General features: G+C 48.1%; 22 protein-coding genes. 16 read left to right on the top strand and 6 right to left on the bottom strand.

The features are described from left to right. Positions 1-23 precede the first annotated feature (23 nt). The 12 genes from C0Q44_RS01935 (at position 24) to C0Q44_RS01880 (ending at position 14,216) form a co-directional block, all read left to right on the top strand. Positions 24-347 carry a hypothetical protein gene (locus tag C0Q44_RS01935; protein WP_105405822.1) on the top strand — a complete coding sequence of 108 codons (324 nt, stop codon included), beginning with the start codon at positions 24-26 and terminating at the stop codon, positions 345-347. A 155-nt stretch (positions 348-502) separates the two neighbouring features. After that, the gene (gene uvsE, locus C0Q44_RS01930) at positions 503-1,504 is read left to right on the top strand and encodes a UV DNA damage repair endonuclease UvsE (protein WP_105405821.1); all 1,002 of its coding nucleotides are present in this window, start codon (positions 503-505) and stop codon (positions 1,502-1,504) included. 107 nt (positions 1,505-1,611) lie between these two features. Further along, complete coding sequence (locus C0Q44_RS01925; RefSeq protein WP_374955064.1) at positions 1,612-2,475, top strand: inositol monophosphatase family protein; 864 nt, start codon at positions 1,612-1,614, stop codon at positions 2,473-2,475. 137 nt (positions 2,476-2,612) lie between these two features. Further along, positions 2,613-2,903 carry a hypothetical protein gene (locus C0Q44_RS01920; protein ID WP_105405819.1) on the top strand — a complete coding sequence of 97 codons (291 nt, stop codon included), beginning with the start codon at positions 2,613-2,615 and terminating at the stop codon, positions 2,901-2,903. A gap of 198 nt (positions 2,904-3,101) precedes the next feature. Next, positions 3,102-4,424, top strand: coding sequence for an SGNH/GDSL hydrolase family protein (locus C0Q44_RS01915; protein ID WP_105405818.1), 1,323 nt, complete (start codon positions 3,102-3,104; stop codon positions 4,422-4,424). Between the two features lie 747 nt (positions 4,425-5,171). Further along, positions 5,172-6,959 (top strand): sensor histidine kinase, encoded by a 1,788-nt coding sequence (locus C0Q44_RS01910; protein WP_105405817.1) that lies wholly within the window; start codon positions 5,172-5,174, stop codon positions 6,957-6,959. Then, a complete protein-coding gene (locus C0Q44_RS01905) occupies positions 6,934-8,487 on the top strand; it encodes a response regulator (RefSeq protein WP_105405816.1) in 1,554 nt (517 codons plus the stop codon). Before C0Q44_RS01910 ends, C0Q44_RS01905 begins: the two co-directional genes overlap by 26 nt. A gap of 220 nt (positions 8,488-8,707) precedes the next feature. Beyond that, the gene (locus C0Q44_RS01900) at positions 8,708-9,991 is read left to right on the top strand and encodes an ABC transporter substrate-binding protein (RefSeq protein ID WP_105405815.1); all 1,284 of its coding nucleotides are present in this window, start codon (positions 8,708-8,710) and stop codon (positions 9,989-9,991) included. Between the two features lie 142 nt (positions 9,992-10,133). After that, positions 10,134-11,036, top strand: a complete 903-nt coding sequence (locus C0Q44_RS01895; protein WP_105405814.1) for a carbohydrate ABC transporter permease — start codon at positions 10,134-10,136, stop codon at positions 11,034-11,036. 2 nt (positions 11,037-11,038) lie between these two features. Further along, entirely contained in the window at positions 11,039-11,878 is an 840-nt protein-coding gene (locus C0Q44_RS01890) for a carbohydrate ABC transporter permease (protein WP_105405813.1), read from the top strand. A gap of 122 nt (positions 11,879-12,000) precedes the next feature. Continuing rightward, positions 12,001-13,182: a rhamnogalacturonan acetylesterase gene (locus tag C0Q44_RS01885; protein ID WP_374955086.1), complete on the top strand. Its 1,182-nt coding sequence runs from the start codon at positions 12,001-12,003 to the stop codon at positions 13,180-13,182. A gap of 611 nt (positions 13,183-13,793) precedes the next feature. Beyond that, complete coding sequence (locus tag C0Q44_RS01880; RefSeq protein WP_105405812.1) at positions 13,794-14,216, top strand: sensory rhodopsin transducer; 423 nt, start codon at positions 13,794-13,796, stop codon at positions 14,214-14,216. A gap of 88 nt (positions 14,217-14,304) precedes the next feature. On the opposite strand, the gene C0Q44_RS01875 is transcribed toward C0Q44_RS01880, so the two are convergent. The 4 genes from C0Q44_RS01875 to C0Q44_RS01860 all read right to left on the bottom strand — a co-directional run bounded on the left by C0Q44_RS01875 (position 14,305) and on the right by C0Q44_RS01860 (position 19,033). After that, positions 14,305-15,462: a Ger(x)C family spore germination protein gene (locus C0Q44_RS01875; RefSeq protein WP_105405811.1), complete on the bottom strand. Its 1,158-nt coding sequence runs from the start codon at positions 15,460-15,462 to the stop codon at positions 14,305-14,307. Then, positions 15,459-16,928 (bottom strand): spore germination protein, encoded by a 1,470-nt coding sequence (locus tag C0Q44_RS01870; protein ID WP_105405810.1) that lies wholly within the window; start codon positions 16,926-16,928, stop codon positions 15,459-15,461. Before C0Q44_RS01870 ends, C0Q44_RS01875 begins: the two co-directional genes overlap by 4 nt. Continuing rightward, positions 16,909-18,015: a GerAB/ArcD/ProY family transporter gene (locus C0Q44_RS01865; protein ID WP_105405809.1), complete on the bottom strand. Its 1,107-nt coding sequence runs from the start codon at positions 18,013-18,015 to the stop codon at positions 16,909-16,911. The genes C0Q44_RS01870 and C0Q44_RS01865 overlap by 20 nt, the downstream gene beginning before the upstream one ends. An 85-nt stretch (positions 18,016-18,100) precedes the next feature. After that, a complete protein-coding gene (locus tag C0Q44_RS01860; protein WP_105405808.1) occupies positions 18,101-19,033 on the bottom strand; it encodes a DMT family transporter in 933 nt (310 codons plus the stop codon). A gap of 276 nt (positions 19,034-19,309) precedes the next feature. Between C0Q44_RS01860 and C0Q44_RS01855 the strand changes: the two genes are divergently transcribed. Beyond that, positions 19,310-20,695, top strand: coding sequence for an aminotransferase-like domain-containing protein (locus C0Q44_RS01855; RefSeq protein ID WP_105405807.1), 1,386 nt, complete (start codon positions 19,310-19,312; stop codon positions 20,693-20,695). A gap of 220 nt (positions 20,696-20,915) precedes the next feature. Here C0Q44_RS01855 and C0Q44_RS01850 read toward each other — a convergent pair whose 3' ends face one another. Both C0Q44_RS01850 and C0Q44_RS01845 read right to left on the bottom strand, forming a co-directional pair. Beyond that, positions 20,916-22,235, bottom strand: coding sequence for a glutamate-1-semialdehyde 2,1-aminomutase (locus tag C0Q44_RS01850; RefSeq protein WP_105405806.1), 1,320 nt, complete (start codon positions 22,233-22,235; stop codon positions 20,916-20,918). A 134-nt stretch (positions 22,236-22,369) separates the two neighbouring features. Next, a complete protein-coding gene (locus C0Q44_RS01845) occupies positions 22,370-23,413 on the bottom strand; it encodes an LCP family protein (RefSeq protein ID WP_105405805.1) in 1,044 nt (347 codons plus the stop codon). Between the two features lie 49 nt (positions 23,414-23,462). Between C0Q44_RS01845 and C0Q44_RS31690 the strand changes: the two genes are divergently transcribed. From C0Q44_RS31690 to C0Q44_RS01835, 3 genes are all read left to right on the top strand, one after another. Beyond that, positions 23,463-23,561 (top strand): helix-turn-helix domain-containing protein, encoded by a 99-nt coding sequence (locus C0Q44_RS31690; protein ID WP_146113453.1) that lies wholly within the window; start codon positions 23,463-23,465, stop codon positions 23,559-23,561. A 66-nt stretch (positions 23,562-23,627) separates the two neighbouring features. Continuing rightward, entirely contained in the window at positions 23,628-24,674 is a 1,047-nt protein-coding gene (locus tag C0Q44_RS01840; RefSeq protein WP_105405804.1) for an ABC transporter ATP-binding protein, read from the top strand. 1 nt (position 24,675) lies between these two features. Beyond that, positions 24,676-25,470: an ABC transporter permease gene (locus C0Q44_RS01835; protein ID WP_105405803.1), complete on the top strand. Its 795-nt coding sequence runs from the start codon at positions 24,676-24,678 to the stop codon at positions 25,468-25,470. The last annotated feature ends 4 nt before the right edge of the window (positions 25,471-25,474 follow it).

The raw sequence follows: 25,474 nt of genomic DNA, 5'->3' as shown, positions 1-25,474 counted from the left end.
CGATAAGATCAGGAGGGGTATGCATGGGATTTCAGACTGAATTCAATTCCATATGTAAATTCAAGAGTGAACAGGAGCTATATGAACTGCTTGAATACGGACGCGGCAAAATGGTCAAACAGGGCTTCCGGGTATTTCCCACCGGCCAGAAAGTCATTGCATACACACCGGATAACGTAGCTGTAGCCATCGTGAAGATCGTGGTTTCCATTGCGGAGATCAATTTTCAGGGGCAAGAAGTAACTGAGGTGGAGATGCAGCTCATCCGCAAACTGACCGAGGAAGAATCACGTATCCAAACCGCACTTGCGGATGAGATGTTCTTTGGGGAACAGGCACAGGAGTAGAGGACGACGTCCGCATTGAAACGGATGGATTGATTTGCACGGTTGCGATTATGGTCACTCTTTTAGGGTAAAACTTGGTTATATACAGAGACGGTACTTCCTGACGGTTAACGATGCCGTGCAGGTGTTCCGCCCTAACAGAGAGGAAGAAATTCATGCTCGTACGTTTTGGTTACGTGGCAATGTCCGTGCTTGTGGAGAACGCCTCACCTTCCCGGACCATGACTATGTCCAGTTTCAACAAAATCGAAGACAGGGAAGCAGCCATCCGCAAGCTGGAACGGATTGCAGCCGAGAACCTGCACAATACATTACGTTTGCTCCGGCACAACAAGGGCAGCCATATTCATGTATATCGCTTCTCTTCCAAATTAATTCCACTGGCTACACATCAGGACTTGAGTGACTGGGACCCGTTCCCTGCTCTGGAGCAGGATTTTGCTGCCGTTGGTGATTTTGTGAAGGCGAACAATATGCGTGTGTCCTTTCATCCCGATCATTTTACCGTACTTAGTACGCCTCGAGAGGAAGTTCTGCGCAACTCGATTCGCGATCTTCGTCATCATGTTCGGATGCTGGATGCCATGGGTCTGAATGCCACTGCCAAGAACAATGTACATATTGGTGGTGCATACGGGGACAAGCCTTCGGCGGCGCTTCGTTTCGAAGATAACTTTATGAAGCTGGATCGGGATATTCAGGAGCGACTCACACTCGAAAATGATGACAAAACATTCAACATGCCTGAGACACTTGCTGTATGTCAGCGCTTGGGATTACCTATGGTGCTGGATATTCATCACCAGTGGGTGAACAATGAAGGTGAGCAACCTTGGGATCTGTGGGCTGATATCATGAAGACGTGGGATTCCCCGCTTGCACAGGCCGATTCACCGGCAGATCAGCCATTGCGGCCCAAAATTCATGTGTCCAGTCCCAAGAGTGAGAAGGATCTGCGAGGTCATGCAGATGGTGTGGAAGTAGGACCATTGCTCGACTTCTTGCGTCATATCGCAGCGGATACGCCGGCACTTGATGTGATGATCGAAGCGAAACGCAAGGATGAGGCCCTCGTAGGGCTGATGCAGCAGCTGGCATTCTATCACGAAGAGGGTGTGGAGTGGGTGGACGAGTCTACCGTGAGGATTCATCCGTAGTGCCAAAAGGGGCCTGGGCAACAAGAAACTTTACGACCTGTGGGGCGTATACTTCTAACAAGTATTTCAACTTTTCGTAGATTGATATAGAAAGTAGAGTGAACGCTTTGAATGAAAAGGATAAGATACCTTATGTCGTGACAAGCAAGAGCTATACTGCTGTTGCCATTAATGCCGCTTCCAAAGCTGGTGAGTGGATCAAAAGTCGTCTTGGAACGGTAAGCGAATTGGGAACCAAGTATTCACCCCAAGATTTGGTTACTGAAGTGGATAAAGGAGCGGAGCAGATGATCCGCCGCCTGATTCTGACCCATTTTCCCGACCATGCCATTCTCGGTGAAGAAGGGGTTGAACCCGGACCGGAAGCCTCGGCCAAAGCGCTGAAAGAAGCAGCGGAAGAAGAGTTCCTCTGGATTGTTGATCCTGTAGACGGGACGACGAATTTTGTACATGGATTCCCGTTTTATTCAGTGTCCATCGCTTTGGCTCATCATGGTGAAGTCATTGTTGGCGTAATCTACGATCCTTCCCGTGACGAACTGTTTGTGGCGGAAAAAGGTAAGGGAGCTTACGTTCACGGAAACCGGATGACTGTATCTGGCGAGCAGGAACTGGCTCAGAGCCTTATTGCAGTCGGCTTCCCGGCAGATACCACCTATGCGTTGCCACTTAACATGGCTGCTGTGCAGGCTCTGGCTCCGCAAGTTCGTAACTTGCGTGCAGGCGGTTCGGCTGCCCTTCATCTGGCCTATGTTGCCGCAGGACGCCTCAGCGCTTACACCGAAGTTGGACTGAAGCCGTGGGATATCGCCGCAGGTGCGCTGCTGGTTGAAGAATCCGGCGGCAAAATGACCGATACGATTGGATCACCTTATAAGTTGTCTGTAAGTCATCTGATTGCCAGCAATGGCAAAATTCATGACGCCCTGACGGATGTGCTGAAGGAAGCAAAAGCCACCGGTCTGGAGTGAGTTTATTAACTCATCGATGCTTTAACTAACCTGTAATTGTACTTTAACGGAGGGGACAGAAAGCATCTGAAGAAACGAAGTGAAAGTACAATAGTAATATTTAACGCATTATGACTTTAATTAAAGGAGCGAGAACAATGGATGAATCCAAAGAACTGGAACGATGGCTTAGAGATATGCTGACGGAAGGAGACATGGAAGAGTCCGGCGATGCTGGTCAGCGGGAACGCCAGCTCATTCCTCCCAAATATGAAGTGCGGATTCAGACGGAACGTGACCCCATTATCGAGGAGACGTTAAAGTACCGGAAGTTGGCACGGGAAGTGGATGATCGCTATGATCGCTATCTGGAGCGAGCGGCCGGGAACAAACCTAAGAACGACACAGACCATTCGAATTCCAAGGACTCGGAGAAACCGCAATCCTAACCATTGAACATGCATAACTGGCTTGACGAAGAACAGGCTCCCTCTTCAGGGAGTCTGTTCTTTCATGCGTGCCTTCAGCAGACAGGACAACACCTGTTCTAAATGATAGAATAGAGGTACACGAACTTATGTCATTGGAGTGACCGATGTACTATACAATAGTGTAATTATAGATTGTGAGAAGGAGTGTTACCCTGAATGAAGCGTAAACGTATATGGGAAAATACAGCTGCCGGTTTAACGGTCAGCATGCTGGCAGGTATGCTGCTCTTCGCATCATCCGCATTGCCTGCACACGCCGCGGACACCAAAACGGGCGTATTGTCTGCGGGCAATAATGAGACAGCGCTGACTGCCAAGAAAGATGCAGTAGCGGTAACGAAGGAATTCCGCATCGTGACATTGGGAGATTCCATAACCGTAGGTTATGAGCCTAACACAAAAGAGCTGCCTTATGGTTATGTAGAACGTCTGCAAGAACAGGGTTTGCTGCATGGACGTACTCAAGTGGACAATTACGGGATTGCCGGCTTGAAAACCAGCGGCCTGAAAAACTTCACCACTGCGATTAAGGATGGCGAGACGCTCACTTCCGAAGCCATTCAATCTAGTCTTCCCGATCCAAGAGCAGGACAGATGGGGGCCAATACAGCTGCCATTCGGGAGAGCATCGCACAGGCCAATCTGGTTGCAATCACTATTGGAGGCAATGATGTGTCTGAGCTTCTCGGTACAGCAGACAAATTGAGTGATCAGGAACTGCAAGAGAAAGTAAAAGAATTGCTCGCAACATATACAACCAATATTAGTGCAACGATTAATGACATTCATGAAATTAACCCGACAGCCAAAATTGTGATTGCCGATCAGTATCAACCGATGCCAGAAGTAGCAGGTAAGGCACTTTACGCGAAACTCATGGAGGCATCCAAAGGCTTCACCACGACTATTGACGGAATCGCAGCACAATTCACGACTCAGGGTATTGATGTCCAAGTCGCACACGTAGCCAAGGAGTTTATTGGCGGAGAAGGCACCATGACACATATGATCAAAGACCGTGATTTCCACCCAAATCAATTCGGATATGCGGCCATTGCTGAAGTCTTTGCCCAAACGATCTGGGGAGATTACACCAAGCTGGCCGCACCTGCTACAGGTGAACCAATGAATATTATCGTGAGTGGTAAAACATTGAATACACCGTACAAACCGATTATCCGTAACGGCAAAAACTTCGTTGCGATTCAGGATATCGTGAACGCTGTAGGTGCAACAACGGTGTGGGATAACCAAACATCCACTGCCACGATTACATACGGCGACCGGAAGGTAGCCGTGAAGATTGGATCCAATGCGGTTAAGGTCAACGGAGCATCCGTTACCGTGGATACACCTGCATTCCTGAACAAGGTAGGCAAAGAGTCCAAAACGTATGTACCTGTTGCCATGGTAGCCGAAGGTCTTGGTTTTGACGTGCAATACGTTGCCAAGCTGAGAACGGTTTTTGTAAATCCGTAAACGAAAACTCATTACGCAATAAGAATATATTATGAATTAATAAAGATAAAAGGGCTTCTCCAAAGCCCTTAAAGAACATGTTGGCGAAAAGCAACAACACCGACAGATGCAAAAGGGACGAAGCAGAGATATTTCTTGCTTCGTCCCTTTTCTGTTTTCTGTTTTGGATACATTACTGTGGCTAACGAACTGAGGTAACGCTATTGGAGGTATTTTAGCCTTTTAAAAACGTAACGAACCTGAGACGCGCTATTCTCATGTATTAGGCTTGAACTCTTCTATTTTAGCCAATTTCGGATGAAATAGCGTTGCTGAGATTCGTTACGTTTCTCAACACTCGAAAATCACCCAAATAAGGCGTGTGAGGTTCGTTAGAAACTGGAATGGTTAAATGAGGTTTCTGTCTTAACATGTGGCTGACCACCCTTGGTATCAAGCAGGTTACCGCTTACAGGAAGCTGCACGCGGTGCGATTCAGCTGACAACTTAGCTTTCTGGAGGAAGCCGCTGGAGGGATCTCTTTTTCATATGTGATGGATTTGGAAGCAGTCGGCCCAACAATTACGAGCAGGCTGCTCTTTGCTATTTTCAGCAAATATGCAATTCGATACCATCTCTAATGACCTGAAAGTTGCATAAATATGACTTGTCAGATGACCATGGATGTGTAAATATGAAAATAACTTACAATATAGTTGCTAACCCATAGAATGACCGCACCCTTCGCATGCCAAAGGAGCGCTTGGAGTGAACAAAATTAAGAACGCTTTCACAACACTGCCCATCCATCACAAAACTATTCTTCTAATCGGCTTCCTGATGTTGATCAGCTTCACGTTCTATGTATCCGTGCTCCGCTATGTGTTCAGTATCTATGACCGTCAGATCTACGAGAAATCCTCACAGGTCCTGAATATGTCTTCGGTGGGCATCGAGAATCAGCTGCGTGAGGTATCCAATCTGTCCTTTAAGGTGATGTCTGACGAGCCGCTCCAGCAATATCTACTCCAACTGAAGAAGGCTGAAACAAGTTACGAGAAAAATGGTCTCCGCAAAAAAATCACCAACCGTTTAGTATCTTACGCGGGTTCAGAGAAATACGTCTATTCCATGCTATTTATCGATAATGATAATAACATTATGGCTGCAGGAAATCGGGAGGGAATCTCGGAGTCGAAGCAGAAGGAACTGGTTGCACTGGGGCAGCAATACTCCGGCTCCAATGCCTGGCACACCAGCGGGGACAAACAGTCCAGACTTTTGTCTGTTCGGCAGGTGAAATCCTTTACTGGCGGAGCGTTCACACTGGAGAAGCTTGGAACATTGATTATCCGTGTACGTCTGGATCGTATTGTACAAGATCAGATGCAACACCCGGCGGAAGACTCCCAGTTACTGATTACGGATGGCAAAGAAGTGATCTATCCAGCAGAATCAGCGGTCAGCGAAGCTGAGATCGACTCGGAACTGAAACGAACCCAGCCCTACGGAATTGCCATGTTTGAGCAAGGGAGATACTTTGTTGCCCGTGCCCATTCTTCCTATACGGATTGGACGTATCTGTACACCACACCGTTTGACCAGATGTTTAAACAGATCCAGTTTGTCAAACAGCTGGTAACGGTCATCTTTATCATGATTTTTCTGGCTGCACTCATCATTGGAGCGAGATTCTCCCGCAGTATTACCCACCCGATTGCGCAATTGATTAAGAAGATGCGTAATATCGAAAAAGGCGATCTGGATAAGTTGGAAGAGGCTGCCCTTGGCAATGTGCCGATATCTCCACAGAATGAAGTGGGACTGCTGCATCGTACATTCAAGATGATGCTTCAACGGATACGAGAATTGATTGACGAGAATTATGCGAAACAGCTCGTGATTCGCGAAACAGAGTTGAAAGCGCTTCAGGCGCAGATTAACCCGCATTTTCTATACAATACGCTGGAGTCGATTAACTGGCTGGCCAAAGTGCAGAAGCAGCGTCAGATCTCGGAAATGGTTGAGGCGCTGGGATTTCTGCTGCGCAGCTCGGTGAATATGTCCGAGAAGTGGATTACGCTGGAAAGGGAACTGGATATTGTTCGCAGTTATGTGACGATTCAGCGCACTAGGTTTGAGGAAAGGCTTGATTTTGACATGGACATTGCACCTGAGGTGGGGACAGCCCGCATTCCAAAGCTAACGTTGCAGCCTCTGGTGGAGAATGCCATCCATTACGCGCTTGAACCAAGCATTGATCCGTGCCGGATTCGGATTCGGGCGAGAGCCGATGGAGACAAGGTGATCATTGAAGTGACGGACGATGGGCCTGGGATGACCCCCGAATTCCTGGAACAATTACACGAAGGGCGTATTCAGACAAGAGGACAGGGCATAGGATTATCTAACATTCAGGAACGACTCAGGCTGACCTTCGGTGAAGAAGGGGAAATGGTGATAAGCAGCAAGCCCGGATCAGGAACTGTAGTATCGATCAGCATACCTTGGATTAGAGAGGACGATGACGATGTACAAAGTGATGCTCGTAGATGATGAACGTGTCATTCTGGAGGGAATTTCCCAAGTGGTCGATTGGGCAGCGGCAGGTACGGAACTGGTGGATACGGCGAGGAACGGGATCGAAGCATTGGACAAAATCGGGCAGTCGAGACCCGATATTATCATAACGGATATTTCGATGCCAGGTCTGGATGGTCTCGGACTCATAGAGAAGGCATCCGAAGCATACCCGGGGCTTCGTTTCATCATGTTATCCGGTTATAAGGAATTCGAGTATGCCCGCAGGGCGATGCAATATGGGGTGAAGCATTATTTGCTCAAGCCCTGTAATGAGAATCAAATCCATGATGCGTTAACTGAACTGTTGCAGGAACATCAGGATGCCCAGGTGAAGGAGCATGTCGCCGGTGAGATGAAACAACGATTGCAACGAGTCCTTCCGCATGTGAAAGAGCAATTTTTGCTGGAATTCATGACCAACCGTACCTATGGGCCGGTTGATCTGGAGTATTATCAGGAGCTGTTCAATCTGGAACTCGGAGAGAGTGCGGTGCGCTTGCTGCTGTTACGGATTGCAGATGAACATGATTATAGTCACTTATTTGCCATCAAAAATATCGCCAGCGATCTGCTTCCTCATGTGCTGTTAAGCACAACGATTGAAGGTAATCTCCTGATTTTACTCGCGGATTCAGCTGATCCTGCCAGACTGAAGGAGAGTATTGAAGAAGTTCGGGCGGCGTTTACTAGGTTATACAAATTGGAAGTGACCGCTGCGCTGAGTGAAGCAGATGGAATGATCCAGTCCCGCCGGTTGTTTCGTGAGGCAATGCAATATCTGAACCATCGCTTCTTTATTGGTGAAAGCAAATTGATTACGAAGAATGATCTGGTTCTGGCTGGAGAATGTGACGGAGTACATGTAGAACAGGATGCTGAACAGTTGTGTCAGTTGATCAAATCAGGCAATACCGAGGAAACCGCGGCAGAGGTGGATCGTCTGTTCGAGCAGTTGTCGGGTCAGCAGCTGGAAATTGAGGTGACTCGCTCGTATGTGGTACAGCTGTATTCCGCGATGATTCATGTCTGTCCACCTGAGGAGGCAACGGAATTCACCCAGCGTATGGCCGAGCTGCCGCATATGGATACGTTATCTGGTTTGAAATCCTTTGTGGCCAGCAGCGCTGCCCGATTAACCACCGGTTATTATAAGAACCATATCAGTCGCCAGTCTTCAGCCGTGGAGAAAATGATGGATATTGTGGATCGTCACTATGGAGAGGCAGATCTCTCGCTCAATGGGGTCGCCCATCAGATGCTGTATATGAATCCCGACTACCTCGGCAAAATTTTCAAAAAAGTCACAGGTGAGAATTTCTCCAACTACGTGAATCGGCTTCGGATTGAACGAGCCTGTGATCATATTCGCAGAGGTGGGGATGTGAAGGTGTTCGAGCTTGCCGATTTGTTCGGATTCGGGGGGAACTCGCAATATTTCAGTCAGGTGTTCAAAAAGTGGACCGGTATGACACCTACCGAATTCCGTAGAATCGGCATATAACAATGGACTACCAATCTGGTTTCCTAGTCTGGGGAGGATATACAGCGCCGTGAGGTGTGCTGTTGTCCTCCTCTGTTTTTTGAACCAACAAGACGGTTTTGTGTATTCAACTCTGGTCGTACATTTGCGAAAATGACATTAACAAGTTTGTGAAAGCGTTATCAGAAACGAGAAGATAACTCGTTCACACAACCATATCAACATAAAAGGGGAGATTGGCATGGTGAAAAAGGCAATATTCCTGATGATGGCTGCGCTGCTCGTTTTTACAGCGGCATGTAGCTCAGGTGGAGGAAGCGAACAAGGATCTTCGGATGGATCAGTTACTTTACGAATCGCATGGTGGGGTTCGGATGCACGGCATGAATATACACAGAAGGTTATCGACCTATACAAATCGAAAAACCCGAAAGTTAAAATTGACGTGGAATATGCTTCATTTGATGACTATTGGAAGAAGCTTGCCCCACAAGCAGCAGCAAATCAGTTGCCTGATATTGTTCAAATGGATATCTCCTACATCAGCCAATATGCACAGAATGGTCAGCTTGAGGATCTGGCACCGTATCTGGGCAACCAGATCAAAGTGGACGATGTGTCCGAGAATGTAATTAGCACAGGCGTCATTAATGGCAAACAATACGGTGTACCTGCCGGTGTTAACGTTCTGGGCTTCCAATATGACCCGGCTCTGCTTCAAAAAGCAGGAGCGAATGCCATGCCCGAAAATATGACATGGGAATCGTACGAAGCGCTGGGTAAACAAGCCGCAGAGAAGGGTCTGTATTTGGATGGAGGCGTAGCTCCGGATATCTTCTTCCACTATTTCCTACGTACCAAAGGGCACTCGCTTTACAATGCGGAAGGAACTGGTCTTGGTTATGATGATGACCAATTGTTCGTTGAATTCTTTGGACTTATGCGCCGCATGATCGAGCAGGGAGCAGCGCCTACACCGGATGTAGCCAACCAAACGAAGGGTATCATTGAAGAATCGGATCTGGTGAAGGAAAAAGGGATCGGTGTATGGCAGTGGTCGAACCAATTCGTAGCGTTACAGCAGGTTGCGAACCGTCCACTCGAAATTGCTCCGATGCCAGGTCCGGATATGGAAAAGGGACTTTATATGCAACCAAGTATGTACTGGGGTGTAACGTCTAACTCCAAAGCGAAGGAAGAAGCAGCGAAATTCATCGATTTCTGGGTGAATGATGAGGAAGCCAACAAACTGATCAAAGGTGAGCGCGGTGTACCGATCTCCGGAAAAATCAAAGAAGCGATTGCACCTGAGCTGAGTGATGCAACGAAACAAGTCTTTGAATTCGTGGCAGCTATGGAGCCCAAGGCTTCGCCAATGAGCTCACCACCACCGGTTGGTTCACCTGAAGTCATCTCTTCTCTGGCCGATGTGGTTGAAGAGTTGAACTTTGGTAAGATCACACCCGAACAGGCAGCAGAAACATTCCGCAAGAACGCCGAATCTGTACTTGCGAACAATAAATAACAGCTGAATGATAGCTTGCTCGTCCCACTTGCAGGGATGGTCGGGAATGGGGCTACTCGCTAACTGCGAGGGCCTTTCCCCGTCCAGATGACCGAAGAAAGGGCTAAGGAAGCAAGCAGATCCATGAAGGAGGTTCGTTCCATTGAGGCAGTATTCGTCGTTACGTAGAAACTTAACCGGATATGCGTTTATTAGCCCATTTATTATTGGCTTTCTGGGCTTTACGCTAATCCCCATGTTTGTTTCCCTATACATGTCGTTCACGAGTTATAACTTGTTCACTTCCCCGCGGTGGATTGGGATGGACAACTACACCAAAATGTTTTTTGATGACCCGAAATACTGGAACTCGGTCAAGGTAACATTTCTGTATGTATTTATTGGGGTACCGTTAAGGTTGGTCTTTGCTCTCTTCGTAGCGATGATACTGAATACCGGCTCTCGCATGGTTGGAACGTACCGAACCTTGTATTACCTGCCATCCATCATCGGTGGTAGTGTAGCCGTATCCATTATGTGGCGGAACCTTTTCAGCAATGAAGGTGTGGTCAACAGCGCACTATCAGCCATCGGGATTGGGCCGATCAGCTGGTTCGGTGACCCGAATGCATCTCTGGTTATGCTCATCTCACTGTCTGTGTGGCAGTTCGGTTCGTCCATGTTGATCTTCCTGGCTGGTCTCAAAAATATCCCCACTGAGATGTACGAGGCAGCAGGTGTGGATGGTGCGAATCCTGTTCGTAAATTTTTCAGCATCACCTTGCCGCTCCTTAGCCCGATCGTACTATTCAATATGATTATGCAAACGATTGGTGCATTCATGACGTTTGTACCTGCTTATATTATCTCCAAAGGAGAAGGCGGTCCCATGGATGGTACCATGCTGTACTCCCTGTATCTGTTCCGTCAGGCCTTTATGTTTAACAACATGGGTTATGCTTCGGCAATGGCCTGGATCATGCTTCTTATGATTGGTGGACTTACAGTAGCGGTATTCTTAACATCCAAGTACTGGGTGTTCTATGAATCAGAAGGAGGGAAGTAACGATGGTTTGGAGAAATGTAAAATGGCCCATTTATCACGTTTTCGTTGCAGCTCTTGCCCTCCTGATGCTCTATCCGGTACTTTGGATGCTATTCAGCTCCTTCAAGGAAAGCCGTACGATCTTCGTCACTGCGGATACTTTGTTTCCGACGGATTGGATCTGGAGTAACTATGTGGATGGTTGGAAAGGCACAGCTGGAAGACCGTTTATGGACTACATCACGAATTCACTTGTTATTGTCATCATTTCCACAATCGGTGCTGTCATTTCGTCATCGCTGATCGCATTTGGTTTTGCCAGACTTCACTTCAAAGGTCGTACCTTCTGGTTTTCCTTGATGATGTTGACGCTGATGTTGCCACATGATGTTGTATTGGTTCCTCAGTACATTATCTTCACGAAATTGGGTTGGCTGAATAGCATTCTGCCGATTGTTGTACCAACATTCTTTGGAATGCCGTTCTTCATCTTCCTTATGGTGCAGTTCATTCGAACCATCCCGAAAGAGCTGGATGAGGCCGCAACCATTGATGGATGTAACAAATTCAGATTGTATATTCAGATTATTATGCCGCTGATCAAGTCTTCGCTGGCGACAGCAGCCATCTTCTCCTTCTACTGGAGATGGGAGGATCTGCTCGGTCCGGTATTGTACCTGAACTCACCGGATAAATATACCGTATCGATGGCACTGAAAATGTTCCTGGATAGCGAATCCGCTTCAAACTGGGGTGCGATGTTCGCGATGTCTATCGTAAGTCTGGTTCCGGTTGTCGCTGTATTCTTCATCTTCCAGAAACAAATTGTTCAAGGGATGAGTACCAGCGGACTGAAAGGTTAAGCAGGATTCACTGGCTCCAAGCCCGAATGAAAGTTTACGAAAGTTAAACAAGGAGGGTGTTCCTTTTGAATAAAGCCCAGGGTAGTCAGGTCGTCGTTGAGGCGACGGCAGAGGGCCACGAAGTGTCCGTTAGCAACTGGAAGTTTAACTTCGGACCCGACTCGGGAAGAGCTGATGAGACAGCGGAGTATCTGAAAGTGACTGCAGCAACTGCGTATGAGGAACGTGGAGGATATGGATTCGAAGCGGGGTCTCTGGTGTATGAGAAACAACGGATCGGTGATGACGAAATGCAGGATACCGCGAATCAGCAACATAGCACTCAGGGGCAGACGACCACGTCTGCCCGATTGCGTTCAAGCTTCTGTATTCCGCTCAAAGCATCATTCATCGTGGATCTTCCTGACGGAACGTATCAAGTATTACTAATTGCAGGAGATGAGTTAGCCGAGACCATAACACGGGTCAAAGCCGGTGAAGGCAGGCTTATGCTTCCAACGATTCGTACCCTTCCCGGGCAATGTGCAGAGGTCCGATTCTCAGTTGTTGTTCGTGGAGGCAGGCTTCGTCTGTCATTCTCCGGTCCTGCGCCAAGAATTAATGCATTGGAGATTACCCTTGCGAATCAGACGATGACTGTATTTATTGCCGGAGATTCAACGGTAACAGATCAGCCGGAGAGTGGGTATCCGTATTGCGGTTGGGGTCAGCTGTTGCCTGCACAGTTTAAACATGATGTGGCCGTGGATAATCATGCCCAATCGGGCCGAAGCTCCCGCAGTTTCATTAATGAAGGTAGACTTGATGTCATTATGGAGAGGATCAAGCCAGACGATTTTTTGTTTATTCAATTCGGACATAACGATGAGAAGCCGGACCCTGAACGTGGGACAGGCGCATTCACAACATATAAGGAACATTTGAAAAAGTATATCGATGCGGCCCGTGAAGTCAAGGCACGTCCGGTGCTTGTGACACCCGTGCACAGGCGATATTTCGCGAATGACGGCACATTGACCGACACTCATGGCGATTATATCATCGCTGTGCGTGAACTGGCAGAAGAGGAAGATGTTCCGCTGATCGACCTGGCTGAACGCAGCCGTCTTCTGTTCGAGCAGGCGGGTGTGGAAGGCAGCAAGGAGGACTTCATGTGGGTGCTTCCAGGAGAGTACATGAACTTCCCGTCAGGCGTGGAGGATAACACGCATTTCCAGGAACGCGGTGCGCGTCGCCTTGCTGCACAGGTGGCCGAAGCCATCCGCGAGTTGCAACTGCAACCGTTGCAGATGTATCTGCGGTAGAAGTATCATTAGAGGACTTAATTCTACGGCTCTAGAAGATCAGCTACAGCAGGATTTTAAGTCCTGTGCTTCTGTAATTTCGTTAAGCGAGTTAACGAAGTAATGAGCCAGCAAAGTTGCCCAGCGAAGAGCGAAGGCAATAATCTTTTAAATCAGTTAAGGCGAGCAAGGCAGCGAAGAAGGGCGGAATCGGAGCAGTGGGAGCGAAGCGTCCGCCTTTGGAGCGGGATTTCCCCAGCTGAGGGGAAATAAAAAGAAATCCCGAGCCAACAGCGGCCCATAGCCCGAACCGCCCGCTGAAGCGGAAGCCCCGCGAGCTACCATGTTTTGAAAGATGCAGCGAGTTAAACGAAGTAACGAGCCAGCAAAGTTGCCCAGCGAATAGCGAAGGCAATAATCTTTTAAATCAGTTAAGGCGAGCAAGGCAGCGAAGAAGGGCGGAATCGGAGCAGTGGGAGCGGAGCGTCCGCCTTTGGAGCGGGATTTCCCCAGCTAAGGGGAAAAGAAAAAGAAATCCCGAGCCAACAGCGGTCCACAGCCCGATCCGCCCGCCGAAGCATCTGGCCTGGGAGCCACGCCCCTGCATTTAACTTAATGATGGAGGATATATCATGACAATAGAACCGACTGAACAAGGCAATACAGCCCACAAGACAGCTCCACCAGCAAATGCAAACGGTCACACCTACTGGGTGATTCCGGATGGCTACATTCCCCCGGAGAGCCGGGGCACACTGGAGAGTCACGAGAGCATCTGTGTACTGAACACAGGTGCAAACGATGCGAAGTTGCACATCACGATATACTTTGAAGACAGAGAACCGCTCGAAGATATTCTAGCGGAGGTGCCAGCGAGAAGGACACAACATATTCGTACTGCCTCGCTCCGATCTGGAGAAGAGTCCATCCCGCCGGGTGTACCTTATGCCATAACTGTTTCGAGTAACATCCCCGTCATCATCCAATACAGCCGTTTGGACACGACTCAGCCCGAGCTGGCTTTGATGAGTGTCATGGCGTATCCGTTAGGATAACATCTTCACTTTGGTTTCACTATGTATTAATCAGAAGACCCGTAACCTGGCATCCAATGCAGGTCACGGGTCTTCTTGTGGATTACATTCACTTACTGTATTTATACGTACTGGCGTTAAGGATATCGATGTGCACTTCCACTTTCCCGAGCTTGAGACGTTCGAGTGGATTAGTCCGTTGGTAGACTTCCTCTTTCCATAGAGCAAGGTTGTGACGATAGAGATGTTCCACAAGGCCGAACGAATCAATCTTTCGTGATTTATTCTTTTCAAACGTATTGCGGATCTGGGCCTCGATCTGTTTCCCGGCTTCCTGTTCCATGACACGAGGAGAGCGGAAGGTTCCATGATCCTCGATGATGGTACTTTTAACCGAAGTAATCAGATCGAAGGTAACCCCGTCTCCTCGTTTCCTTACCTTCATTCTGGTCTTGGGATTATGAAGCATCAGTGTTAAATCAGGAGTCTTCCCATCACTTCCATGGACGTACAATGGATACTGATATACGTGATCGTAATTCACGTATCGTGTACCATCTGCATCCGCACCTGCAACTTTACCCTGACTTTTTCCATTGGAGATGACATAGAATCCATCCATTCTAATCAGGGAAGGAGCCTCATCCCCATTGTACCAAGTCTGATTTTTATTCGTGACGGATGGTAAAAGAACAACGGCAGCAGGCTCTCGCAGGCCATCGAGAAGCTGATGAAGTCGGATGGGCTCAAATCCGGAATGCTGCTTATATAGCCTCATGGGTTCGAATAGTTCGATCGTTTGGGCCGATTGGTTCAGCAAAGCAGAGGCAGAGAGCACTTCCGGGATGTTTTGCTCCGTCGCGTAGATCCAGGGTGTATATCTCAGCTGACCTGAATGAAGCAACGTGTTGAATATATCCTCCAGTCGTCCGTTTAGCGCATTTTTCGATAAAACAATCGCTTTGACATGCGTCCATAATGTCTGCTGCTGTGCAGTTTCATACAGATTATTCATAGCCATACTTAGTGTGGAGCCTTTACCCTGCCCAATCCAGATTTGACTGCCTTCGCGGGAAGTGGGTCCCTCCTGTTTCGCGATACTGGAGAAATCAATCAACTGGGCATAGGCAATATACTGGTTGTCCTGATAGTCTATTCCGATAGCTGTAATGAAGTTGATGCTCTGCACCTCTTTGGAATCCCAGCACCCTGTGAGCAGGATCAAGCAGCCCATTACAAGGCAGCTCATGGACATCCATCTGTTCACGGACGGTTCCTCCGACGTGTGGAATCTTGGGTGTGCAGTGCTGCCGGGCGCTGGGTTCTTTTCATGGAAGGGGGCATGGATATCGCCTGGGTGAAGTCTCCGGGAATGTAGGGAGACACGGGTGACAGGTAGGATACACCATAACATTCCAACGATACAAGGTGCACCAGCAATCCGAATAGTCCAATCATGAATCCGAATAATCCAAGAATGGAAGACAGAATGAGCATGCCAATTCGAATCTGGGAAGTCGCTCCACCGAGCACAGTGTTCACTAGAATGTAGCTGGAGATGACGGAGATGGCTACCATGACAATGACTGTAGGCGACGTAATCCCGGCACGAATAGCAGCATCCCCAATGATAAGCCCCCCAACTACACTAACCGTCTGCCCCAATGCACGTGGCAACCTGCGACCTGCTTCATTGAAGAGTTCGAACATAAAGATCATCAGGAATGCTTCCAGGGTTACTGGAAGTGGCAGACCCATCCGAGTACCCGCAATCGTTGCCAGAAAAGGCAAGGGGATCTGTTCCACATTGAAGCTGGTCAGCGCGATATAGAAGGCAGGAAAGAAACAGGCGATCAGCAGTCCGGATATACGCAGAATTCGTTCAAAGGTAACGATGAAAAAGGGTGTGCTCTCGTCTTCCGGAGATTTCAATTGATTGAAAAGGGTAGTCGGTGCAATAACCGCTACGGGAGAACCTTCGGTCAGAACGGCAAAACGCCCGTTTAACAGCGAATCCACAACATAATCAGGTCGTTCCGTGTTATCTGTGAGTGGGAAAATACTCCGAACCCCTCCCATAACCGCCCGTTCCATAATGGAGGTACCCAAAATGCCATCAATCTCGATCTGATCGAGATTGTTACGTGCTTCTTCAATAATGTCAGGATTGATAATGTCCTTAATATATAAAAGCCCAATAGCTGTCTGTGTACGTCCGCCTTTAACATATTTTTCATAACACATCGATGAGGTTTTCATTCGTTTGCGAACGAGGGCGACATTGGTCCCCAGTTCTTCGGTAAATCCATCACGGGGCCCTTTGACCGATGTCTCAATGGCTGATTCTTCAGGGCTGCGTCCAGGAATGTCAGCGATATCCAGACTGCAGGACTGAACGCCATTGCCGAAGATAATCAGCAGTTGTCCGCTAAATATCAATAGATTAAGTTTCTTTGCATCCGTGAGATTCTCGATTGGATTTAAGGTTAATCCCAATTCTTTGGGATGTAATTGTTCCATGATCAAAGAGTGCTGTTCAAGACGGGGGATAATGAACTGGTTGATTTGTTTGCCATCAACCAGACCATCACAATAGAGTAATATGACAGGCAGATCCGTTTCATTTTGGACTGGAAAGGTTTGAATAACTACATCTGCACACGGGTCGAACTGCTCTTTCAAAGAGGCAAGCAGTGTTTCATGGGACGTGGTGTCAATCGGTTGGGGCTCCATGATGTTTCCTCCTCTGATGGCGTGAATGAATAAAGGCAACCGTCGTAGCTATAATCGCAAGCCCGCTCAAGTACATGAGATTGAACGGGAATATGTAATCGACCAGAAGCTTCTCGAAGGTCATATCATCCAGAGGGTACAACATGGTAAGAATAAAAAAAACACCTAACGAGATACAACCGATCAGCCTTCTGGTGGCGCTCTTAATATTCCATATTTCTACCACAATATACATGGCAAGACTGATTCGGGTGAAAGAGCCTGCGAGCCATTGGTAGATAGAAAAGAAGTCTGTCTGTGCAATATATTTCCCCAGGGAAGCAATACGCCATTCTTCAAAGGCAGGATATCGCATCTTGGCAGCCTCAAAAGGATCGAATTCCACAATGGCCCCAATGAGTGGGCCGATCGTTAGCCCAACAATAATGAGTGCGAGCATCAGATACTGCCATACACGTATACGCTTGGTGAGGTGGGGTTGAATATACCAGATAAAGAGCAACTCAAACATACCTGCAAGACTGTATATCATACCATTAAGCACGGGATGCCAACCATGTTCAAGCACAGGCAACAGGCGGCTGTAATCCTTGTATTGGGTATTTACAATAGCAACATAGAAGCCCAGCAGCACGACCAGTGGCAGAACCAACCCTGCCGTAAATGCCAACGAGCGAATACCTTTAAATGCAGTGTAAGCACAGAGGGACATCAAGGCAATGCTCGTAACCACGATTGGCGTTTCTGTCAGGTAGTTTGTTTTGGCCCATGTTGTCGTGTCGTGCAGGGTAAAATAGATCACGCTAAGAAAAAAGAGAGTGTTTCCGATTCGAAAGAGTAGGCCAACAGGTTTGCCAAGACGGGAGGACAGCCATTCATGCAGGGTTTGATGCTGAAGGAAACGAGAGACATAAGCAAGCATCAGTGCAAAGATCAGATATGGTCCGGTCGATAAAAGTACGGAAATCCAAGAATCCCTTTTGGCCGTAGCCAAAAGGGCAGGAATAATCAGCACATGGCTGATCAGGCCAACGGACAACATGATCAACATCATGGCTTGCAAAAAAGAAGGCTGTGTTCGTTTCATGCTGAGGGGTCTCCTTTTCCCAATAAACTGTCCTCAGCAGTGTTAACGTGATTGAAGCACTTCATACAGACAGCCTGTAGTTGGATCAGGCTATTCTAGGAAGTTTCTTCGGTTTGCGGCCGCTCATATTGGTGCCAAGCACACCGGCGATGATCAGCAATGCTCCAATATAGTGGTAACCACCAACAGGTTCATGCAGTATCCATGCACCACCTAAGATCGAGATGAGCGTGGACAGATTGCTGAATACACTCATCCGGGATGCCTCCAGATGGGTCAGGGCATAACTCGCGAGCAGGGTGGAAATCATGGTGGAGAGGATTGCCAGGTAAGCAAGTGCACCGAGATAGGAGGCGTCTCCAAGTGGTTTAATGTAATCTATCATTGAACCGCTGGAAGCATGTCTTATCAGGGAGGCTGCGTTAAATACAATACAACCAACCATCAGCGTGACCCATGTTAATTCCATTGGTTTATATTGCTGTGCCAGCGGTCTTGCTAACACACCGTAGCCTGCAAAACAGACCGTGGATAGCAGTAATAACGCAATGCCTTTGACATTGCCCAAAGACATGCCGCTTCCTTGCATCATGAGAATATAAACCACACCAACAACCGAGAGAAGCAGGAACATCTTCTGCATCGTGGACGTGCGCTCCTTCAGGAAGACAGACGCGAGAACGAGTGTGAACACAGGAGCCATGGCCTGAATAATTCCGGCCTCAGATGAGCTCGACGATACAAGTCCGAAGGCTTGAAAGGCAAAAAACAAGACAGGAGACAACAAGCCCATTGGAATAATTCGGTACAGATCACGAAGGGTAAGTCGGATTTTGATCCAACCCGTAATTACAGGAATGCTAACAACGATCAGCGACAGGGCGAAGCGGTGCGCGAGCACATCAATGGGATGAGCTACAGTGACGGTCATTTTAACAAATAAAAAGGATAGGCCGATAATAGCCGCATACAGTACAGCTGCGATATAAGCGTATCCCCGAGTGTGTGAAATATTCATGAATGCTCCTCCAATACAGTTGTCTTACGATTGTCCTGATATATACGTTGAACTGAACATTTACACGTAACGGAGAGGACAGAAATAACCTGAAGAAGCGGAGCGTTCCCCTGGGATAACAGTGATCGGAAGGTTGTTCTGTCATCGAAGTAGCTTAGTGTCAATATCCCTTAGTTCAACTTATATTGCCTTATTCAATATACTGTCCGGTGCATCGTGCTACAATAGACAAAAGCATAAACTGTAACGGTACAATTGTGAAAGCAGGAGGGTGCCATGAGAAAATACGAAGTGATTGCCGAAGCGTTAAAACAGTGGATTCAGGAACAGATGTTACAGCAAGGTCGTCGGCAATGGGCAGACAAGGGCATAAGGCTTCCAGCGGTTCGAGTTGTAGCTGAACAGTATCAGTGCAGTGTGAGTACAGCGATCCGTGCATATGAGTGGCTGGAACAGCGACATCTGGTGTATGCCATACCTCAGTCCGGCTATTATGCCGTACAGAATGGGACAGGTGCTCAGGACATGGATTGGCAGGGAGCGTTGGACTTCGCTTCGGCAGCTCCCGATCCTCGGGTGTTCCCCTATGCAGACTTTCGTCATTGTGTGGATCAGGCGATGGAGAAGAAACAGGCGGAGTTATTCATGTACGGCACGGAGCAGGGATTACCTTCTCTTATTCGGCTGTTGCAGAAGCAGTTTGTCGATTATCAGGTGTTTGCCCGAACGGAGCAGTTCTTTATCACATCAGGAGTGCAGCAGGCACTGGCTGTACTTGCGTTAATGCCTTTTCCTAATGGAAAGAGAAGGGTGCTGCTTGAACTGCCGACCTATCACAATATGCCTTCCTTATTGAGTGGATTAAATGTACCTATTGCAGGTGTGAGACGAACGCTGGATGGGCTGGACTGGGCTGCGCTTGAACAGCAGTTTGCTGAAGGGGATATCAAGTTTTTCTATGTCATGCCGCGCTTTCATAATCCATTGGGTACATCGTTAACTGTTGCGGAGAAGAAGAGATTGATCCGGCTTGCTCAGCGGTATGATGTTTATCTGGTGGAGGACGACTATTTGGCCGATCTGGAGGACAATGCGAAGCAGGACCCGCTATGGTCCTACGATACGGAAGGTCGGGTCATCTATCTGAAGAGCTATTCCAAAATTCTGTTTCCAGGCTTACGTATTGGTGTAGCTGTTCTGCCCTCACCTCTGCTCCAGTCCTTTGGTGCTTACAAAAAAATGCTGGATATCGACACTTCCGTACTGTCTCAAGCTGCCCTGGAGGTCTATATTCATAGTGGAATGTTTGCTCATCACAGGAAAGTAATTCGTAACCGCTATGCTGCCCGGATGCACACCGTGCATGAGCAATTGGACGCATGTTCAAACTTCGCTCCTTATAGGGAAGCCCCTCGTACAGGAGGGGAGCATACCGTATTACCTTTGGCTGGTGATATGCCAGTTCGTGTACTGGTTACTCGGCTTCAAGAGCGCGGAGTTATCGTAGATACGGTAGAACGGTATTACCCCGAAGGAACATATCAGGTGCATCAGGATCAGATGCTGCGCTTGAACATATCCAATGTGCCCAAGCAGCGAATCGGAGAAGGGATGCAAAAGATCCGGGAGGAGATTTTGAAACTGCAGATCAGGCAGAAATAAAGACAAGAACATAACACCAAGACTGTAACAATAAGCAACGCATGGAGTTGATTGCATATAGCATCTAGCCATATGTAGCCACTCATCCTTATCCGTTCTTATCCATAAATAACAAAAGGCGTCCACACAAGTTGATCACTTGTTGGACGCCTTTTTTCCATGAGTTGTTATCATCAACCATACAGCTTGTACGCTACATGGTTGATGGAAATAATCCGATCTATGCCTGAGCCATCGCTTTGAAGGAAGCTTCTGCGGCTTCCAGTGTGGCTTGAACATCTTCATCCGTATGGGCTGTGGTCAGGAACCAGGCTTCATATTTGGAAGGAGCGAGGTTAATACCCCGGTCCAGCATGTGGCGGAAGAACGAAGCGAAAAGTTCCCCGTCCGTATCCTGAGCATGATCGTAGTTCGTAACCGGATGATCGCAGAAATGGGTGGAGAATGCACCGCGAATTCGATTAATTGTCAGGGCAATGCCATGGCGGTCAGCAGAAGCTTGCAGACCTGCTGTCAGATCAACGGCGAGACGTTCCATTTCTTCATAGACACCTGCGCCTTGCAGCACTTCCAGACACGCGATACCTGCGGAGATGGATGCCGGGTTACCAGCCATTGTTCCCGCCTGATAAGCCGGACCGAGCGGTGCAACCTGTTCCATAACGTGTTTGCGACCGCCGTATGCGCCGATCGGCAGGCCACCGCCGATGATTTTGCCAAGAGCCGTGAGATCCGGTTCAATCTCCGCATGATTATCGAGTCCAGCGTAGGTTTGCGTGGAACCGTAATGGAAACGGAAAGCCGTAATGACCTCATCATAGATGACGAGGGAGCCATTGGCTCGTGTCATGGCGCAGAGTCCTTCCAGGAAGCCTGTCTTTGGCATAACCATGCCGAAGTTGCCGACAATAGGTTCAACCATAACGGCAGCAACATCGTCGCCCCAGCGCTCCAGAGCATCCTTCAGGCTCTCAAGGTCATTGTAAGGCACGGTAATCACTTCTTGTGCAATACTGGCAGGAACGCCTGCACTGTCCGGGATACCGAGTGTGGACGGGCCAGAACCGGCAGCTACCAGTACCAGGTCGGAGTGACCATGATAACAACCGGCGAATTTCACGATTTTGCTACGTTTGGTATACGCACGGGCAACCCGAATCGTGGTCATGACGGCTTCTGTACCTGAGTTGACAAAACGGACTTTATCCATGGAAGGAATAGCTTCCTTTAGCATCTTGGCGAGTTGGATCTCCAGTTCAGTCGGAGTACCGTACAACACGCCGTTCGCTGCGGCTTCCGTAATCGCCTGGGTAATATGAGGATGGGCATGTCCTGTCACAATCGGACCGTAAGCCGCCAGATAATCAATATAGCGGTTGTCATCGACATCCCAGAAGTGGGCACCTTGGGCTTTTTTCATAAATACCGGTGCGCCGCCACCAACGGCTTTAAACGAGCGGGAGGGACTGTTAACGCCACCTACAATATGTTCAAGTGCTTCTGCGTATAAAAGTTCGGAACGGGAACGGGATGAATTCATTAGATAACTTCCTTTCGTCATTGCAAAATATAATAAAATAACAAACTGAATTTGGATATGATGATTTTCGCATACATGTATTGCTGAGCACAGCGAAAGGGCAGCTTTATGGCTGCCCTCTGCATGTTCATTCATTACTGAGCCGGTTGCTCTGACTTTTGCTCGTCACCACTGGCTGTTTTATCTTCGGTGCTGGTTGCACTATCATCTGTTGTAGCCGGTGGATGAATAATATCCTGAATAAGCTGCTTCAGTTTCTCTTCATTCGTCACCGTTAACACTTGTGCACCGCCGGCAGTACGTTCTTCTTTCAGAAGGTTCATCGGCGGGATCTGCTCACTGCCGTTCATGCTGCTCTGGTATCCAAGTCCGCCCAGTTTCCACATGTCAGAGAGTGTCAGATTCGTATCCACATAAGGATTGACCTGTTCCAGAATGGCAGGCAGCTTGGCAATGGTTGTTGTGGATTGCATTTTCGCCGTTACAGCTTTCAGTAGTTCACGCTGACGCTCGGACCGGGCGAAATCCGACATGGCATCATGACGGAAACGAACGTACATGAGAGCCGTTTCACCATCCAGATGCTGATACCCTTTTTTGAGATCTATATCATATTCGTTATTGTCTGCTTTACTTGTATAGTGCATGTCCTTCTCCACATCAAAATCGACTCCGCCAACGGCATCCACCAATTTGATGAATCCCTGGAAATCCGTATACACATAATACTGTACAGGAATACCAAGCAGGTCGCCGGCAGCTTGCATCGCTGAATTCGGACCATGGGTGATGGCCGTGTTGATCCGCTCTCTGCCATACCCTTCGATATCAACGTATGTGTCACGCAGAATGGAGAACAGATTTATTTTTTTGGTAAGTGGGTCAAGCGATACGACCATCATGCTGTCGGAGCGGGGAACTTCGCCTTTTTTCAATCCACGTGCATCGACACCCATCACGAGAATGTTAACCGTTTCGGTGCCTTCCCATTTGGGAGGATCGGGAGTATTTACTTTCTCCACATTTTCGATACCGGCGAAAGGTGAATCGTCACCGTCTTTTTGCAAACCGTCCAACTGATTGAGAATAGAACCGAAATAATATGCCGCTGCTCCTCCGATAATCAACACGAAGGCGGCAAGAGAAATCCATATGGTTCTCTTCGTCTTTCTGGTCATGCTAGCTCTCCTTTGTATTTGAGATGAAGTAATAAACGAGTTCAAATGAATCGGGTATAATCTAGTCAAAGCTTTCCGTACACGTTTCTATCCCACATCAGGGCAGAGGACGCAGCTCCAGACTATTTTAAAGCTTGCTGAATTTTGACTGATACCATTATAATTTCTTTTTGGGCTACAAGCAATTTCAACAAAATCCAAGTGAGGTATAATCATGCTGGCGATTGATGTCAAAGATTTGCGCAAGTCGTTTAGTGTCCAGAAAAGCCGAGGTGGGCTGAAGGGCGCGTTTCAGGACCTGTTTGCACGTCAATACCAAGAGGTATTGGCTGTAAATGATATTTCATTTCAGATTCCGCAAGGCGAAATATGCGGATATATCGGGGAGAACGGTGCCGGTAAATCAACAACGATCAAGATGTTGACCGGCATTTTGGTGCCTACTTCAGGGCAAATATCGGTTGGTGGATATGTTCCGTATCAGGAACGGGAGAAGTTTGTACAGAATATTGGTGTCGTTTTTGGTCAGCGCAGTCAATTGTGGTGGGATATTGGCGTGATCGAATCCTTCCATCTGCTTCGCAAAGTATATCGTGTAGGAGAGGTCGATTTCCGCAAACGGCTGGATGAACTGGTGGAGCGATTGCAACTTCAGGACCTGCTAAGTCGTCCGGTGCGCAAGCTAAGTCTTGGTCAGCGTATGCGCTGTGAGCTGGTGGCTGCACTTTTGCACAATCCAAGTATTGTATTTTTGGACGAGCCGACCATTGGTCTGGATATTGTCGTGAAGTCGGAGATTCGGGAGTTCTTGAAAGATATGAATAAGGAGCATGGAACGACCATTCTGCTCACAACCCATGATTTACAGGACATTGAGGCCCTGTGTTCCCGGGTTATCATGCTCGATGCAGGCAACATCATCTATGATGGAGGTCTGGATCATCTGAAATCCCAGTGGGGCAAGGAAAGAGAAATCCGCTTCAAGTTCGGTTCGGGTCACAACATCAGTCAGATGCAGGAATGGACAGCTGCGCTACCTGTACGCTGGACGGTGGAGAACGAGTTATCCGCTTCCGTCTGGATTCCGCTCGAACTGAACGTATCCGATGTGCTTGGACGTGTCGTGGGACAGGCGGATATTACGGATATTCAGATTATTGAGATCAACACGGATGAGATTGTGCGCAGCATATACCAATCCGGTTCCGCTGAGCGTCCCGAGATTGTGGGAGCAGGGAAAGAAGTGGTGGGTGTATCCTGAGATGAATAGTGCATTTATTGATTTTATGCGCATCCGTTTCTTAACGATGCTGGCATACCGGGTGAATTATTATTCCGGCATTTTGATATATACGCTGAATATTGGCGTGTATTACTTTACCTGGCAAGCCATTTACGGTAACAGTGGTGAACTTGGCGGCTTCACGGCAGCGCAGATGACCACGTATATTGCTGTATCCTGGATGGCACGTGCCTTTTACTTTAACAACCTGGATCGGGAGATTGCCGCAGACATACGTGACGGCTCCATTGCGATTCAATTCATCAGGCCGATCAATTACGTTATGGTCAAAATGATGCAGGGTCTTGGCGAAGGCATCTTCCGCTTCCTGTTGCTTATGATTCCGGGCATGCTCATTGCGATCCTGCTATTTCCGGTTGAACTGCCTACGGCGCCATCCGCGTGGATTGGCTTTCTCGTCATGTTGTTCTTCAGTTTCCTCATTAATTCCCAGATTAATGTGATAACAGGACTGGCGGCATTCTTCGTGGAAAATAATGAAGGCATGATGCGCATGAAGCGCGTTGTGGTGGATCTGTTCTCGGGTCTGATTATTCCGATCAGCCTGTATCCGGGCTGGATGTCTGCGGTGATGAAGGTATTGCCATTTCAGGCTATTACGTATCTGCCCGGTTCGGTTTTCACCGGAAGAGTAGAAGGCACCGGAATCTGGACGGTACTCGGTATCCAGGTGTTCTGGTTCGCTATATTGCTGCTTCCAATGGTGCTGATCTGGCGTCAGGCGCGCAAGCGTCTGTTCGTGCAAGGGGGATAACGGA

This window comes from Paenibacillus sp. PCH8 (genome assembly GCF_002968835.1).
Taxonomy (GTDB): Bacteria; Bacillota; Bacilli; order Paenibacillales; family Paenibacillaceae; genus Paenibacillus.
This window is presented reverse-complemented; position numbering and strand designations above follow the sequence as displayed.

What these genes read in the sequence shown, in the direction of transcription:
- C0Q44_RS01935 (WP_105405822.1), top strand. Translation starts at nt 24, where the DNA reads ATGGGATTTCAGACTGAATTCAATTCCATATGTAAATTCAAGAGTGAA.
- uvsE (WP_105405821.1), top strand. Translation starts at nt 503, where the DNA reads ATGCTCGTACGTTTTGGTTACGTGGCAATGTCCGTGCTTGTGGAGAAC.
- C0Q44_RS01920 (WP_105405819.1), top strand. Translation starts at nt 2,613, where the DNA reads ATGGATGAATCCAAAGAACTGGAACGATGGCTTAGAGATATGCTGACG.
- C0Q44_RS01915 (WP_105405818.1), top strand. Translation starts at nt 3,102, where the DNA reads ATGAAGCGTAAACGTATATGGGAAAATACAGCTGCCGGTTTAACGGTC.
- C0Q44_RS01905 (WP_105405816.1), top strand. Translation starts at nt 6,934, where the DNA reads ATGTACAAAGTGATGCTCGTAGATGATGAACGTGTCATTCTGGAGGGA.
- C0Q44_RS01900 (WP_105405815.1), top strand. Translation starts at nt 8,708, where the DNA reads ATGGTGAAAAAGGCAATATTCCTGATGATGGCTGCGCTGCTCGTTTTT.
- C0Q44_RS01890 (WP_105405813.1), top strand. Translation starts at nt 11,039, where the DNA reads ATGGTTTGGAGAAATGTAAAATGGCCCATTTATCACGTTTTCGTTGCA.
- C0Q44_RS01880 (WP_105405812.1), top strand. Translation starts at nt 13,794, where the DNA reads ATGACAATAGAACCGACTGAACAAGGCAATACAGCCCACAAGACAGCT.
- C0Q44_RS01870 (WP_105405810.1), bottom strand. Translation starts at nt 16,928, where the DNA reads ATGGAGCCCCAACCGATTGACACCACGTCCCATGAAACACTGCTTGCC.
- C0Q44_RS01865 (WP_105405809.1), bottom strand. Translation starts at nt 18,015, where the DNA reads ATGAAACGAACACAGCCTTCTTTTTTGCAAGCCATGATGTTGATCATG.
- C0Q44_RS01860 (WP_105405808.1), bottom strand. Translation starts at nt 19,033, where the DNA reads ATGAATATTTCACACACTCGGGGATACGCTTATATCGCAGCTGTACTG.
- C0Q44_RS01855 (WP_105405807.1), top strand. Translation starts at nt 19,310, where the DNA reads ATGAGAAAATACGAAGTGATTGCCGAAGCGTTAAAACAGTGGATTCAG.
- C0Q44_RS01850 (WP_105405806.1), bottom strand. Translation starts at nt 22,235, where the DNA reads ATGAATTCATCCCGTTCCCGTTCCGAACTTTTATACGCAGAAGCACTT.
- C0Q44_RS01845 (WP_105405805.1), bottom strand. Translation starts at nt 23,413, where the DNA reads ATGACCAGAAAGACGAAGAGAACCATATGGATTTCTCTTGCCGCCTTC.
- C0Q44_RS01840 (WP_105405804.1), top strand. Translation starts at nt 23,628, where the DNA reads ATGCTGGCGATTGATGTCAAAGATTTGCGCAAGTCGTTTAGTGTCCAG.
- C0Q44_RS01835 (WP_105405803.1), top strand. Translation starts at nt 24,676, where the DNA reads ATGAATAGTGCATTTATTGATTTTATGCGCATCCGTTTCTTAACGATG.